Raw genomic sequence first — 15,187 nt, 5'->3', positions numbered from 1 at the left:
CTTCCCTTTAATGCAGACGGTTCAAAACCGTACCAAACAGCTCGAGAAACCCCAGATAAAAATTGGCGTAAGGGCACATTTTGAACCCGATTTGGAAAAAAGGGCGCATTTTGAACCCGATGCGAACAAAAGGGTGCTTATTGAACCCGATGTGGGAAAAAAGGGTGCTTATTGAACCGCCTGTAGGGAAAGATACGGACAAAAGGTGCATTGTGAACCGCTTGTGAGAAAAATGGGCAAAAGAGGGCATCGTGAACCGTATGCGGAGAAGAATACGTCGTGGGCTGGGTATGAAAAAGGCGGATCCAAAACAAGGATCCGCCTTCCGGTGCCTCGGACATCCAACATCTAAGTTTTATGCCTCAGAGTCCTTCTTCACCAGAACGCCTGCAGCAGCAAGGGCGCTACCGAGAGCGAGCAGTGCAAAAGGCACGCCACTTGCAGCGTCACCAGTTTGCGGCAATGCAGAGGTATGCGAAGCAATGGCATGACGAATATGCTTGCCATTGGCGTCCTCCGTATGAGCCACAATCGGCTTGACTTTTTCGGGCTTAGCAGGAGCAGGCGGCGTGGGCAAAGTACCATCGGCGGTCAGCGCTTTGATGAGAGCATTGCCAAACTCAAAGACATTACCACCCATGTAGCACTCAGAAAGCTGCTGAGGGGTCATCCAAAGATAACCACGGTTGGTCAGCATCTTGATAAAAGTTTCGCCAGGGTTGGCAACGATGTTAGTCCAAATGTAGCCCATAGCACGGCCCTTGGACTCTTCACCTGTAGCTTTTGCTCCCGCGGGATAAGGATACTGTGCCGACTGCGCCATGCCAGTCTCAAGGTTAATCAAAGATGAACCATCCTCGGGGCTGACGATATTCTCGACAATTGCAAAAAGTTGGCCGGGCTTCAGCTGAATATACTTACTCAATTCAACAGTGTGAGCGCCTGCAAGAATTGCCTTGTAATCCATCTCAAGTACAGGCTTGCAGTCATTGGTGGGGTTGTTGTCCTTCAGATCATTGGCGTTCACTAGATAAATGCGAATCTTGACCTTCGAGTTGGCAGTCGAAGTATGTACCGTAACCGCCTTTAGGATTTCTTTGCCCTTCGCCTTAAAGACGTTGGAGACCCATGTACCAGAGTCCTTGGTGCGGAACACAAAGGGTGCCTGCGACTGGTTGATAGCGGTATCGTAGTTGTAGTTATGGTCATGCTGGAACTTACCATTCTCATCAGCAAGCTCAACCTCATAAACCGATGGTGTGTTGATAGAGTGGTCATAGTAAGACAGCCAGAAGTAGCCTGTATGCAGACCTGTCTCAGGGTCGATAATGCCCCACTTGCGCACTCGGGGATCATTGTAGAGGGAGCTAGGATCAAGTCCAAAATTCTTGGTAAACCAGTCTCCAGAACCCCAGCTATTCTTTACAAGCCAAGCGCCTTTCTTAAGACCTCTGATATTGTTACTATCTGCTTGGAAATTGGCAGGATCAAAGTCATCATCCCAGCCAACAATGGTCACCGCATGAGTAATCTCGATGTTAGTTGCGTCGCAATACTGCGCCCAAGTATTTGCATTGAAATAATCGCTCGTGGGATGCGCACCTGGCTGTGCTGAGTCGGCACCATAGCCAATCTGAACAGCGCCATATTTAACAAGGGCCTCTTTGATGATCTTATTGGCATTCTTGTTGTAGCCCTTCCAAACAAGATGGTCCTTCTTGTCCAGCTCAAGAATGTTGGGGTCAGGCAAGTAGTAGACACCCTTGACACGAACCTTATTGTTAATGGACTTGGGGTTGGGCTTCCACTTTGGTCCCATACGAGCAATTTTCAAGAAGTTTTCAAAGGTAACTGGAACGCCCTTGGGCCAGTAGGGCACTTCTTTCTCAGTTGCAATGGACTGCCAAGCAGTAAAGAGGGTTTCGGCCATGGTTGCCCAGCCACCAGCCTGCAGGCGGTCATGGTCGAGATCTCCTGGAAGTATGTCTTTCTCACCCTCGCCTTTCTGAGAGCCTGCTTCCTGCAGCGAAAATGCCATCCAAGCAAGGTAAAGCTCGGAATAGTCAACACCCTTGTCATCAATCTTGGAGAGGATGGGCTTAAGATGGTCGTTGGGATTGACTACGGTCGCCTTGTCACCTGCCTGCGCCTTCAAAATGGCACTCTCAAGGGCCGAGATAGAGGCAAAAGACCAGCAGGTGCCAAAGGGGCTCTGATTTTTGACCGAAGTAGCCTGTTTAACATTATTGAGGTAATAGCGCGTAATCTTGGTAACGTCTAGGTTAGTATCGATAGAGTCCAGCGTACGAGAGGTGTTGGAACCATTAGCAATGATCTGAGTAGCACCGGTAATCTGAACGCCACCGTTATGAGAATCACCCAGATCGCCCATCTCAAGATCAAAGTCAAAAGGCCTGAATTCGCTCATCCACTTGAGATAAGCCTTCCAGTCTTCGGCGTCCGTCTTGCCATCGCCATTAAAATCAAAGATGATCTTGGTGCCAAGCTTGTCGGCCGCATGCTTGGAGGCCTTGTCGATCACAGATTCAGGCTTCTCTACAGGCTTTGCGGGCTCAGAAGGAGTCTCGGACTGCTTCTCAGGAGCCCCAGGCTGCTTGGCCTCATCGCCAGCCTTGGGATCTGTCTTACCGGCATTGCCGGTCTCAGCCTCAGGTGACTTTTCGGTTCCACTAGACTGCTCTTCAACTTTGGGGGTTTCGTCGGCAGGAATCTCAGAAGTTTCACCCGGCGCAACAGTTGCATCGTCAGCTACAGCAGGCGTCCCCACACTCGCAGTGGCTTGCCTGTCTTCCTTGGTACTCGTCTCGTTAGCATCGGTAGCAACTGCAGCAACAATAGCTTCGGGCTCCTTGAGAGTCTGAAGTTCGGCGGCATGTGCTGCAACAGGCTGAGCCAACATGGCAGTGACGAGAGCCGCAACGATACCAAAGAGCATCTTGCGCTTTGACCACGCACTGTGTGCGGCGCGCGCATCAAGAATGGCGAGCGTTCTTCTTTGATTCATTTCTCCTCCTATAGACAATATGGACAATAGGTATACAAAGCTCACACAAGCTTAATAATGAGAAATGAACTGCAGAATTAGTAATCATACTCGGCTAATGGCATATCTATATTTGTATAAATACTGAAATCTGTTCATCGTTATGAAATATTCTTAAGTTTTCTATGGATGTTTCGTAGAACCCATTTATAAATTCACAATACTTATAAATTTTATGAGCGGCAGTAAAAGTGCTTTTACTGGCCATCGCTCAATCGCTAGCCAAGGCTACATCGCATTGCCTTGTAATAAATACTCTCCCTATGCAAAAGCCCACCCCCAAAAGGAGTGGGCTCATCACCTCGAGTGCAACTGTATCAAGCAAAGCAGAGCCTACTGCTTCCTACTGCTTAGTAGTTGACGACCTGCTCCTCAAAGTATGCCTGTGGATGATTGCAGACGGGGCAGACCGCGGGAGCCTCAGCACCGACATGCAGGTGACCACAGTTGAGGCACTTCCAAACCTTGACACCAGGACGAGTAAAGACATCGCCCTTCTCAACGTGCTCAGCGAGTTTGCGATAGCGCTCCTCATGAGCCTTCTCAACCTCACCAACCAAAGCAAACTTTGCTGCGATTTCAGCAAAGCCCTCTTCCTTGGCGGTAGCAGCAAAACCGGCATACATGTCGGTCCACTCATAGTTCTCGCCATTAGCTGCATCATTAAGGTTGGTCAGAGTATCAGGCACATCGCCATCATGAAGATACTTAAACCAGAGCTTTGCATGCTCCTTCTCGTTACCAGAAGTCTCAGCAAAGATATTGGAGATCTGAACGTAGCCCTCCTTCTTTGCCTTGCTGGCGTAGTACTCATACTTGGTGTGAGCCTGGGACTCACCCGCAAAAGCGGTCTCGAGGTTCTTCTTGGTCTGGGAGTTCTCAAAATCGACTGCCATAAGGCCTCTCCTCTCATTAGACAATTCAACTGCTAGACATGCCAACGCCCCTTGTCTAGATAGCAAAAGCCCTCCCCTTCGAGCTCCTGCAACAGACTCGTGACCTCGGTCACATCTAAGGAGAGTCTACCTGCTTTCTCCTCAAGTTTCGAGAGTTCTTTTGTAAGCATCTTAACTTCCGCACCATTCCCGCCACGCGCCTCCAAAAGTAGCCTTATCAAGGCCGCTCTTTTCTGACGATGCGAGCCTTCAAAACGAGATTGTTTAACATGTGAGCGCGACCTACGGGAGGGGTTGGGAAGACTGGCTTTGAGAAAAGCGCCGTAATCGAGCAGGGCATAATACCAGCTATGAGGGTTATCAAACTCGTCAGTGCTTTCAGGAGGACAGGTCTGCTCAACAAGAGGGATGATTTTCTTGTCGGGTACATCAAGCTCATGAGGAAAGAGCTCATGAAGAAATACTGTCCTCACGTTCGTTTCAAGATAGATGCCAGGAAGTCCCCATGCAAAAGCTCGAATGCCCGCCGCGGTGGCAGGTCCCACACCCGGCAAAGCAAGCAGATCTTTAAGTTCGCGAGGAAATTCTCCACCTTGATGCATAATCATCTGCGCGGCTTTTTGTAGCGAAAGTGCTCGACGGTTGTAACCCATTCCCTGCCATTCTTCAAGCACATCGGCAACGGACGCTGCAGCAAGAGTCGCTACGTTAGGAAAGTGCTCAAGCCATTTTTGCCAGCGGCCATCTACGCGCGCCACCTGTGTCTGTTGCAACATCACCTCACTAAGCCAGATTGCATAGGGGTCATGCGTACGCCGCCACGGCAGATCGCGATAAAGCTCATGCCCTTTGGCGAGCACCTTTATGCGAAATTCAGAAAGGCATGCTGCATCAACTTGTACCCCGCCTCGCACAGGCATAGCGTCATCCCTCAAAGCCCAACGCACACCGCACTTATCAGCACTGTCCAAAGCTTGATGCACGCTAGGACTCTCTTGTAGTTTATTCAAAGATAAAGAAGCTTCCGCGATGGGTGGTTTGGGCATTTTTTATCTGCTCCTGTCTTAAGGCTTAAAGGATCTAGCATGTTTAGGGCAAATCAGACACAGGCCGACCTTCAGCCTCCTTTGTTGCCTTATAAGCATATAAGAAAAATATGTGGCCACGCATACGTCTTATCCGTATATCATTCTGTCCCAACCTAGAGCTGGGTTAGCCAATGCCGTGGACTTTCTAGCTGGATGTATACGCAAAGTGCAGGTAGATGCCAAGCTGTTCCACCCCGAGGTTGGGACAGATTAAAGCCGAGCACGCGAGAAGAGTGCGCATCTACGATATCGACTCTTTGTGGCATGCCATGTGGCAGAAGCCACGTTTCATTTCACGCTGGAGGCCAAAAGCCACACTCCGTTTCATGTTCATGCTGCCCTGCTTGCCAAACGCCACGCTTTGCTTCAGCCCAAGTGCCAAAAGCCACGTTCTACTTCACTTTTTTAGCCAAAAGCCACATATCTCTTCATGCACAAAAAATTTACCTGCGCAAACGTCAGGTCCTTTGAAACAGAATGTGGCTTTTGACATTTTTTCTGAAACAGAACGTGGCGTTTGACAAGCAAAGCTGTGTTGCTTGAAAGAATTGGTGGCGTTTGGCACGTAGGGCTGCTCCAACTGAAAGAATCTGTGGCGTTTGGCAGACAGGTGTCGCCGAAATAGGGCGAGCTCATTTTGAATGTAAAAGCTAGGAGCCGAGACCCATCAGCGCACTACAAAAAAAGACCCCGCCGAAGCAGGGTCTGAAAATTTCCTGGCGGGATATGCGGGGCTCGAACCCGCGACCTCCGACGTGACAGGCCGGCGCTCTAACCAGCTGAGCTAATACCCCAGGAATCACGTGCGGAAGCATTGTACACAGAAGCGATGGCATTTGTCTAGCGTTTTTTTAAAAATTTGTACCTAAGGACTTATTTGCGGTTACAGTAGTGCCCTAAGCGTGCATTTTGATGGTACTTGTGCACATTTGGTGACCAAACGAGAGGATTTTTCATGCCCCAGATGAATATGCAGCAAATGATGAAGCAGGCCCGCAAGATGCAGGAGCAGCTCGAAGCAGCTCAGGCAAAGCTAGGCGACATCGAAGTCTCTTCTTCAACGGGTGGCGGCATGGTCAAAATGACTGCCACCGCTGATATGAAGGTTACTTCTGTCACTATCGACCCACAGGCACTAGATCCCGAAGATGTTGATCTGCTACAGGACATGATCCTTACCGCAGTTAACGATGTGATTGAGTCTGCTCAGGCGGCAGCAAGCCAGCAAGTCTCTGCTGCTACTGGTGGATTCAATATTCCAGGACTGATGTAGACGTTGGAAAATACCAGTAATAGGCACACTCTGCAGCGCCTCCTTGACGAGCTGGGGCGCCTGCCGGGCATTGGGCCAAAGTCGGCACAGCGAATTGCATATTATTTGCTTGAAGCGGATGCTGAAGAAGCATCGCGCTTGGCTCATGCTATTTTGGATCTTAAGAGCCAGGTGCATTTTTGTCCGATTTGCTTCAACTACGCCACCGAAGATCGCTGTGAAATTTGTGCGGACTCCAGTCGTGATCGCTCGGCAATTTGCGTTGTATCCGAACCGCGCGATATTAGCGCTATCGAACGAACGGGCGCCTATCACGGTCTATATCATGTGCTCGGCGGCGTTATTTCACCGATGGACAAGATTGGCCCCGACCAACTCCATGTACGCGAGTTGCTCGCACGTCTTGCTGACGGCGAAGTGACCGAAGTTATTCTTGCTACCAATCCTAATGTTGAAGGCGAGACCACCGCTACTTACCTCGCCCGTATCATTTCCCAACTGGGCATAACCACCTCGCGCCTTGCGAGCGGATTGCCCGTTGGTGGCGATCTAGAATATGCCGATGAGGTAACGCTTGGCCGAGCCATTGAGGCACGTCGTATTCTTTAGGTTCTTTAAGTAGCGCGAGCGGTAAAATCACAGAACAGTCTTTAGATGCAGCTGAGAGGACAGACGATGGCAGCAAACCATGCACAGCACGGGAATAACGCTCAGCACTCTGGAGCAGCCGCAAGTCCCTCTCGTAGGGGGTCGCGCCGCCACATGACTGGCGTTGCGCCCAGCACAAAACCCGCTAATACGCGAATTCCCTCACCGCTTGATGATGACTCTCCTCGCCCCATTGGCGTAGATCCCGCTCAGACTGGCTCATTTTCACTTTTGGGAAAAGGGCAGGGCGCGCGCATTACCAATCGCGACAATGCTGAGTTGACACGTCAAGCACAGACGCAAACACCACTGTCAAGCAAGCGTCGTTTATCGCGTTCTGCTCGTCCCAAGGTAAAGTCTCGTCAAACCAAAACTCATGGCGATCACAAACTCTATATCCTGCTAGGAGTTCTAGCGGCAATCGTAATTTTGTTGGCTGTAGTCTTGCTGCGCGCTGCTTTTGCACCAAACCCTGCAGCGAAGAAGAACGCTCAGCAGACACAGGCAGCTGTTGGTGAGACCCTCAAACATGACGGTGCTGCATATGCCCTACGCGAGCAGACTGATGGCAGCTATGCCCTAACCTATCTTGCAAAAGGCGCAGAAGCAGAACAAACCTTATGTACGCTGAATGGTCAGCCAATAGGCCTTTACTTCTTTGATGGCTCGTTGATCATCCCTGAGAACACCAAAGCTGGCTGGGATGTTCTTGCATACATGCGCGGCGTCAATACTGAGCCTGTACCTGTTGATGCAGGTGGAAAACCAGTCGGCGGCAAGGGTTCACTGGTCTCTGCTGAATTGAATGAGTCTACGCTGACCGTCACTGCCAAGGATGGGACAACCACCGAAGTAAAGTTGTCGTAAGCCTTTCCCACGCATTCGCATAAGTCCCTACCTCCGCATACGCTTCTGCGTTCTCAAATTTCTACTTCTGCAAAATCCTCGCTTCTACAAGCCTCTGCTTTCCTACATCTCTGTCTCTACATCTCTATAAAGGCAATCCCCCCTCATCCTTTATCGTTTACTTAAAAAATTTAGCCCTGAGGTAGCCTTTTTATTCGGAATGCGAATAAATCTGGCTCCTCGGGGCTAAAAGATTTAACTACCTAGACGCGGAGGGCACCTAGACGCAGAAGATGTGTAGGCGCAAAGGGTACCCAGTTCAGAAGGTACGTAAGCGCAGGGATGCGTAGACGCGGAGGGATGGACGGCTAAGCGGCCAGGCGGATAAGCAGAACGAGCGGATGGCTGAATATCGGGCAGACAGGTAAGCAGCTAGTCGGGCGGACTGCCAAACAGATGTCGAGCAAATCTTGGACAAATTGAGCTAATTCTGGCCACTGCGATCTTTGACTCCATCACCAAAAATGCTAACAAGCATGTTCATTACACTCGCCGCATCAGAGGGGTCAAAGTCAGGCTGCGAAGTATCTGAAGGCTCCGTAGGTGATGGCTTTGGCGCAGCTGCTGGGGCAGAATGCGATGCAGGCACAGCGACTGATGTTGGTATTGAATTTGGGACAGGAGCCGAAGCGATAGTTGATGCCGATGCGGACATCGTAGGTTGTGCGGGAGTTTGCGATACGGGCGTCTCAGGCTGCACGGGCACTACTTGCGATGTAAGCGCCGCAGGCTGTGCAGGAATTGACTGTGACAAGGGTGGGATTGCTGCAGCGGGCGCGGGCGTAGGAGCGGGTCGTGGCTGAGGCTGAGGAGTAGACGGAGAGGCTACAGGGTGAGATACTGGCGCATTCATTGCGGAAACGGCAGGTGCGGCAGAGGTAGTGCTGACGGCAATTTCATAATCTATCTGTCGGCGACCAAACTGCATAGCCACAGCTTCGCTCACCGCTTTAGCAACGTCAGACCGAGAAAGCATCTTGACGGCAAAAGGCGAGGCATTGTGCAAAACAACAACCAGCGTACTGCCGTCGTCAGACTTAACGCTAGAGTTAAGAAGCAAAGCAGCACTTGAAGGCTTTGCCTGCTGAAGCTGAGCAATAACTTGATTCCAATCTCCACCACCTGTTACGGCAGGAGCTGATGCAGCTGTCGTGTGAACCGCGTAAGCAGAGGATGTGGGCTGCTGCGACTGAACTGGCACCGCCTGTGGCGTAATAGGATGCAACTCAGGCGCAGCAGGATGTGGAATAGATGCAGATGCTGGTTCTAGCTTGGGTGCGGCGACAGGGCGCGGCATAGGCTTCGGCGCGGGAGCGGGTGTCGTCGACACAGACTGGACAGGCGCAGACATGGGGGTGGTAGGGGCTGCAGGCTTGAGTGATCCTGTAGGCTTGGCTGCCGTCGCAGGCTGGGATGATCCTGCAGGCTCGGATGCCGTCGCAGGCTTGAATGATCCTGCAGGCTTGGATGCCGTCGCAGACTGGAGTGATCCTGCAGGTTTGGATGCTGCCACAGGCTCAGATGTCATCGCAGGTTTGGATTCCGCCACGGGCTTTGTCATTGCCACAGGCTTTGCCGCTGGCACAGACTTCACCGCAGGCAAGGTTGCCCCATCGCGCGCCCGCGTCTCAAGCACAGCAATACGCTCCGCCAAAGACTCAAGCGTCAGGTCGCTTCCAGGACGAGCGCAGCGCGTAAAAGCCAATTCGAGCGTCAAGCGCGGGTTGCGTGCAGTGCGCATCTCCCCCATCGTCTCACTCAAAATATCTAAAATTCGAGCTATGCGATCTGCAGAGCCAAAAGCAGCAGCCTCTTCACTCAGCTCTCCAAGTTCTTCTTGGCTGGAATACACAACATCTGCCCGAGGACCAACGGCTGCAATCACATATACATCACGCAAGCGTGCCGCCAACTCACGGGCGAACTGAAGCAAATCTTGGCCTTCATCGACCAAAGTAGAAACTTCAGAAAAAAGCTGAACCACATCACGTGCAGCAAGTGCCTTTGTCACACCCGCAAGTGTTGCAGAGCCAACTTCGCCCAGCAAGCTCGATGCCATCTCAAAACTCACTGAACCAGCACCAAAAACCGATAACTGCTCAAGCGAGGAGAGTGCGTCACGCATGCCACCGCGCGCATGGCGTGCAACCAATTCAAGTGCTGCGGGCTCGTAACTAAAATCTTCCTGCTCACAGACATACGCGAGCCGCTGCTGCAGCTCCGCATTACTTATCGAGTGAAAATCAAAGCGTTGCACACGCGATAAAATTGTCGCTGGCACCTTTTGCGGATCGGTGGTACAGAGCACAAAAGTCACGTGCGCTGGAGGTTCTTCAAGGGTCTTGAGCAGCGCATTAAAGGCTGCTGTCGTCAGCATATGGACCTCGTCGATGATATAAACCTTGTGACGCCCACGCACAGGAGCAAAACTGACGTTGTTGATAATCTCTTCACGCACATTATCAACACCTGTACGCGATGCCGCATCAAGTTCGTAGACATCGGAATGTTCACCCGCTGCAATAAGCTGGCATTGCTCACAAGTACCATCAGGCAACTGACCTGCCCCACGCTCGCACATCAAAGCTTTTGCCAGCAAGCGTGCCATGGTTGTCTTGCCTGTGCCACGCGGTCCACAAAATAAATAAGCATGGCTTGTACGACCTTCAACAACTGCATGCTCCAACGTAGAAACCACATGCTGCTGTCCAACGACATCTTCAAATGTCTGAGGACGATATTTGCGATAAAGCGACTCCATGCTTCCTCCGTACAGGTTGGGTGAATACTAAGTATACCCACCGACCTAGACTACAGAGTGGCTAGAGTCAAATGCAAAAATTTATAAGCAGAACAAACGAAAGTGCCCCCAACACCTAAAGCTAGAGCAACAGCTTAATTCCAATCGCGATACGAATGGAAAAATGCGCGGGTTTCGGGATCGCTTGGATTGTCCATAACGTCGTGAGGCGTACCGTTCTCGGCTACCTTGCCACGACGAAGCAACACAATGCGATCTGCCGCACGATGAGCAAAACCCATCTCATGTGTTGCCATCAAAATCGTGGCGCCTTGATTTTTGAGCTCTTCAACCATTTCGAGCACTTCACCCACCAGCAGAGGGTCAAGGGCAGAGGTGATTTCGTCTAGTAGCAGTAATTCGGGTTCCATCATCAACGCACGCGCAATAGCTACACGCTGTTGTTGACCGCCAGAAAGGCGATCGGGGAATTCGCGAGACTTGGCATCCATGCCAATACGCCTGAGCAGTTCCATTGCGCGTTCCTCAGCACGCGCCCGATCCCAACCAAAGACTTTACGAGCAGCCAGAGTAACGTTATCGATAACGCGCATATGAGGAAATAGATTGAATTGCTGGAAGACCACACCTATGCGTGCACGGGTCTTATCCTGATCTATGCGCGGATCAGTAATATCGGTATCTCCCAGCCAAATTTGCCCATCATTGACCTGCTCAAGAAGGTTGACGCACTTCATCAAGGTTGACTTACCCGAACCCGAAGGTCCCAACACTGCCACTGTCTCGTGTTTGCGCACGTCAAAGGAAATATGATTGAGCACAACATTGTCGCCAAAGCGCTTGACCACACCATCAATGCGCAGGACTGGCTCGCCAACCACTCGCTGTTCCCGCTCGCTATAGCCTGCACCAGCAATCAAATCTGCCACAAAAAGCTCCTATACCATGCCAGACGTCTGCTCACGCTTGCGCAGGCGCGCAGTGTACCAGTCGTTAAGAATAATGAACGGGATACTCATGAGGATAAAAAGCAAGCTTGCAACCACATAAGGCGTGTAGTTAAACGAGCGCGCCACCGCAATCTGTGCCGCGCGAACCGCATCAACCGCACCCAACGTCGAAATCAAGCCCACATCTTTTTGCATAGAGATAAAGTCGTTCATCAGGGCAGGTGCAATTTTGCGCAGTGCCTGCGGAATAATAACAAGACGAACCGTTTGACCCGAAGTCAACCCCAATGAGCGAGCAGAGGCGCGCTGCGAGGGGTGTACATCTTCAAAACCCGCACGCAACACCTCAGCGATATAGGCGGAGTAACTCAAAATAACTGCAATAGTACCCAGTACCGCTGAGTCCATGCGCCCAAAAAGTCCTAGGCCCGGTATACCAAAGCCAATCAGATACAGCACCACCAGCATCGGAATGCCACGCATAATCGTGGTATAAGCACGCGCAAGCACACGCAGAGGGAAAAGTACCGGTGATTTGGAAATGCGCACAACTGCCAACAAAGTGCCAAGCACTGCTGTACCCACGAGTGCATAAACCAACACACGCATATTGAGCCACAGACCATCAAGCACCTTGGGGAACGACTCGGCAAAATATTCAGGTGAGAAAAACATCTCGCGCACACGTGGCCAACCAGGAGATACGTTGAGAATCACACCCACAGCCATAACAAAAGCAACTGTGCTCAGCAAACTCACCACAACAGAACGCATACTCTGGTGACGTCGGAACGCCTCACGCTCCTGCTCGATGCTGCTTACTTCAGTATCGAGTGGCTTGCCGTCTGACATCCTATCCACCTTTTCCATAAATCACGACCACCCATAATAGCGGGCGGTTTTCTTGTCCTGCGCAAAGAATGAGCGGCTGGGTTGATGGCCCGTAATAACAACGGCAGGACGGAAGGGTAGTCCGCCTGCCATCGAAAATAAGTATTACTCAGAAAGTATAGGAACCTCGGTAGTGTACTCTGCCATCCACTGCTTGGTAAGTTCCTCAATCTTGCCGTCTTTGGTCAGGGCGTCAACAGCGGCCGTAACGGGAGCGGTAAGCTTGGAATCCTTGGGCAGAATAAAGGCAAGAGGCTCTGCTTCCGAACCAGGAATCTGACCAATAAGCTTGGCGTTATCAAGCTCGCCGTTATCAGGATTTGCCATGTAAACGGCTGTGGGAGTATCCGTCACGATACCGTCAATCTGATGCAAGTTGAGCTGAGAAGCAGAGTCAACATTGTCGCCCAAAGGCTGGACATTGCTGCCAATCTTATCCTGTGTCCAAGCCAAAGCTGTAGAAGAAGCATCCATACCAATGGAAGCATCCTTGAGCTCAGACAAAGAAGTTGCTTTTGCAAATTTGTCGTGATCCTTGGCGGCATCCACAATCACCGATTGAGTCGGGGTGAAATAAGGGCTAGAGAAGTCCACGGCAGCCTTGCGCTCTTCAGTAATGCCAAATTGCTGGATGTTGACATCCCAGTCTTTATCGCCAGGAGTAATTGCATTATCAAAGCTCGTACGCTCCCAAACAACATCGTCATAAGCAAAGCCAAGCTGAGCTGCAACAGCATAAGCAACAGCAGCCTCAAAACCCTCGCCCGTCTCGGGAGCATCATCCATGACATAAGGAGGCCAAGCAGGCTCACCAGTAGCAATAGTCAACTTACCTGCCTCGTGAGTGGCAAGCGCCTTTGCCTCGTCAGTAGTGGCGGCAACAGGATAAGAAGCCTTAAAAGCAGCGACCTTTTCTGCCTTTGCAGCATCATTGCTAGCAGAGCCCCCAGCACTACCTGCGGCGCTACCGCTGTTCTGAGGTGCCTTGTTTGAGCATGCAGCCAAAACCATGACTCCACCTGCACCAGCAGTAATAGCTGAAGCCTTCAGAAAGTTACGTCTGTCGAGATTCGCCATTTGCGTAGTCCCTCCTCAACGCGCTCGCAATCACTACGAGCATGTTATGGCAACAAAATCTGTCACCCTACGAAACCTAAAGCATTAATATCCTAACAATCAGTCGCTTGGTATGCGAGCTATGTCAAGAAATGGGTCGGCTAAACGTAACATTCTTTTCTGTCACTGCTGTAAGGTCATTCCTATCAAGCAGTGCTGTCGTTTCTTATCACTACTCAATCACTCCCGCCAAGCAGTGCCGCAGCTTCCCCATCGCCACTCAGCTACTCCCGCCAAGCAGCAGCACCGCCTATTCGCCACCTCGCTATACTAAAAAACAGCTCAATTGCGAAAGGATTGCTTGTGGGATTTGAAATTCAAAACGGCTTAGTTTTGCTTGATAAGGGTACAGAGGCTGGCTTTTGCGTAGAGCAAAAAACTCTGTATATCCAAGACGGACTAATCACAGGCATTGGTAAGGCTCCTACTGGATTTATAGCAGAGCAGACCATCAATGCGCGCGACCGTCTCATAATCCCTGGGCTTATCAATGCTCATACGCATAGCTATATGTCGCTGATGCGCAACGTGGCCGATGATTTGCCCTTTTCCGATTGGCTCTTTGGCGGGGTGCAGCCCATCGAGTACCGCATGGAGCCCAAAGATGCCTACTGGGCATCACTTTTAAGTCAAGCAGAAATGATTCGTACGGGCACTACCTGCTTTAATGATATGCAGATGCATATTAATCAGACCACTCGTGCTGTCAGCGAAACTGGTATGCGTGCTGTCATCTGCCGAGGTCTTGTAGGCAATGACTACGATCTTAATGATCGTCGTCTGGCAGAAGCTCTTGACGAGCTTAAGGACTGGCGCAATTGCAGCAGGCTTTCCTTTCTGCTGGGACCCCATGCTCCTTATTCTTGTGGTCCTGATTACCTACGCATGCTTGCTGAAATAGCCCAAGAGGCTCAACTGGGTATCCACATCCACATTGCTGAATCCCAAGCTGAGACTGACGACATCCAAAAAAAGTATGGCGTCTCTCCTGTTGAATATATTGACAGCACTGGCATTTTTGATGTGCCTTGCATCGCGGCGCACTGTGTTCGTGTCAGCTACTCTGACCGCATGATTCTTGCAAAAAAACACGTCAGCGTTGTAAGCAATCCCGCTTCAAATATGAAACTTGGCAATGGTTTTGCGCCTGTACCCGAGCTCATGGCGGCAGGTGTGAATGTGTGCCTTGGCACCGATGGTCCTGCTTCCAATAATGCACAAAATATGTTTCGCGAAATGGGGCTGTTTGTTTTGATACACAAAGGAACCCATGACAGCTCCACCTGTATCACCGCAGCAGACACCTTGCGCGCAGCAACTAGCAATGGTGCCCGTGCGCTCAGACTAAACTGCGGCGAAATCGCTGTTGGTCGCAAAGCAGATCTTGCGCTGTTGCGGCTCGATCTACCTTCTATGATTCCTGCTACCAATCTTCCCGCTGCGCTCACCTATTCGGCAAGCAGTGCTGAGGTAGAAAGCGTCATTATTGATGGCAAATTTGTAATGGATCACGGAGAATTGCTTACTATCGACGAAGAACGAGTCCGCGCAGAAGTCACGCGTATTTGTCGTCGTCTCAACCTCTAGCTAGGTC

Annotated in this window: 11 protein-coding genes and 1 tRNA gene; 4 read left to right on the top strand and 8 right to left on the bottom strand. The window is 50.9% G+C overall.

The window, feature by feature from the left end; translation table 11 throughout:
- Positions 1–355: 355 nt before the first annotated feature.
- From ACO5JD_RS03310 to ACO5JD_RS03295, 4 genes are all read right to left on the bottom strand, one after another.
- Positions 356–3,025 carry a lectin like domain-containing protein gene (locus ACO5JD_RS03310; protein WP_484987549.1) on the bottom strand — a complete coding sequence of 890 codons (2,670 nt, stop codon included), beginning with the start codon at positions 3,023–3,025 and terminating at the stop codon, positions 356–358.
- A gap of 389 nt (positions 3,026–3,414) precedes the next feature.
- Complete coding sequence (gene rbr, locus ACO5JD_RS03305) at positions 3,415–3,960, bottom strand: rubrerythrin (protein WP_484987547.1); 546 nt, start codon at positions 3,958–3,960, stop codon at positions 3,415–3,417.
- Between the two features lie 32 nt (positions 3,961–3,992).
- The gene (locus ACO5JD_RS03300; protein ID WP_484987545.1) at positions 3,993–5,006 is read right to left on the bottom strand and encodes an HhH-GPD family protein; all 1,014 of its coding nucleotides are present in this window, start codon (positions 5,004–5,006) and stop codon (positions 3,993–3,995) included.
- 759 nt (positions 5,007–5,765) lie between these two features.
- A tRNA-Asp gene (locus ACO5JD_RS03295) sits at positions 5,766–5,842 on the bottom strand.
- A 170-nt stretch (positions 5,843–6,012) separates the two neighbouring features.
- On the opposite strand from ACO5JD_RS03295, the gene ACO5JD_RS03290 reads away from it, so the two are divergent.
- From ACO5JD_RS03290 to ACO5JD_RS03280, 3 genes are all read left to right on the top strand, one after another.
- Positions 6,013–6,321 carry a YbaB/EbfC family nucleoid-associated protein gene (locus ACO5JD_RS03290; protein ID WP_445994706.1) on the top strand — a complete coding sequence of 103 codons (309 nt, stop codon included), beginning with the start codon at positions 6,013–6,015 and terminating at the stop codon, positions 6,319–6,321.
- A 3-nt stretch (positions 6,322–6,324) separates the two neighbouring features.
- Entirely contained in the window at positions 6,325–6,930 is a 606-nt protein-coding gene (gene recR, locus ACO5JD_RS03285) for a recombination mediator RecR (RefSeq protein ID WP_484987543.1), read from the top strand.
- Positions 6,931–6,996: 66 nt separating this feature from the next.
- The gene (locus ACO5JD_RS03280; protein ID WP_484987541.1) at positions 6,997–7,836 is read left to right on the top strand and encodes a hypothetical protein; all 840 of its coding nucleotides are present in this window, start codon (positions 6,997–6,999) and stop codon (positions 7,834–7,836) included.
- A gap of 463 nt (positions 7,837–8,299) precedes the next feature.
- Here ACO5JD_RS03280 and dnaX read toward each other — a convergent pair whose 3' ends face one another.
- The 4 genes from dnaX to ACO5JD_RS03260 form a co-directional block, all read right to left on the bottom strand.
- The gene (gene dnaX / locus ACO5JD_RS03275) at positions 8,300–10,636 is read right to left on the bottom strand and encodes a DNA polymerase III subunit gamma/tau (RefSeq protein ID WP_484987539.1); all 2,337 of its coding nucleotides are present in this window, start codon (positions 10,634–10,636) and stop codon (positions 8,300–8,302) included.
- Between the two features lie 134 nt (positions 10,637–10,770).
- A complete protein-coding gene (locus ACO5JD_RS03270; RefSeq protein WP_484987537.1) occupies positions 10,771–11,565 on the bottom strand; it encodes an amino acid ABC transporter ATP-binding protein in 795 nt (264 codons plus the stop codon).
- 9 nt (positions 11,566–11,574) lie between these two features.
- On the bottom strand, positions 11,575–12,438 hold the full coding sequence (locus ACO5JD_RS03265; RefSeq protein ID WP_035438357.1) for an amino acid ABC transporter permease: 864 nt from the start codon (positions 12,436–12,438) through the stop codon (positions 11,575–11,577).
- A gap of 144 nt (positions 12,439–12,582) precedes the next feature.
- Positions 12,583–13,554 carry an ABC transporter substrate-binding protein gene (locus tag ACO5JD_RS03260; protein WP_484987535.1) on the bottom strand — a complete coding sequence of 324 codons (972 nt, stop codon included), beginning with the start codon at positions 13,552–13,554 and terminating at the stop codon, positions 12,583–12,585.
- A 342-nt stretch (positions 13,555–13,896) separates the two neighbouring features.
- Between ACO5JD_RS03260 and ACO5JD_RS03255 the strand changes: the two genes are divergently transcribed.
- Positions 13,897–15,180, top strand: coding sequence for an amidohydrolase (locus ACO5JD_RS03255; RefSeq protein ID WP_484987533.1), 1,284 nt, complete (start codon positions 13,897–13,899; stop codon positions 15,178–15,180).
- The last annotated feature ends 7 nt before the right edge of the window (positions 15,181–15,187 follow it).

Source organism: Olegusella sp. (assembly GCF_057238325.1).
This window is presented reverse-complemented; position numbering and strand designations above follow the sequence as displayed.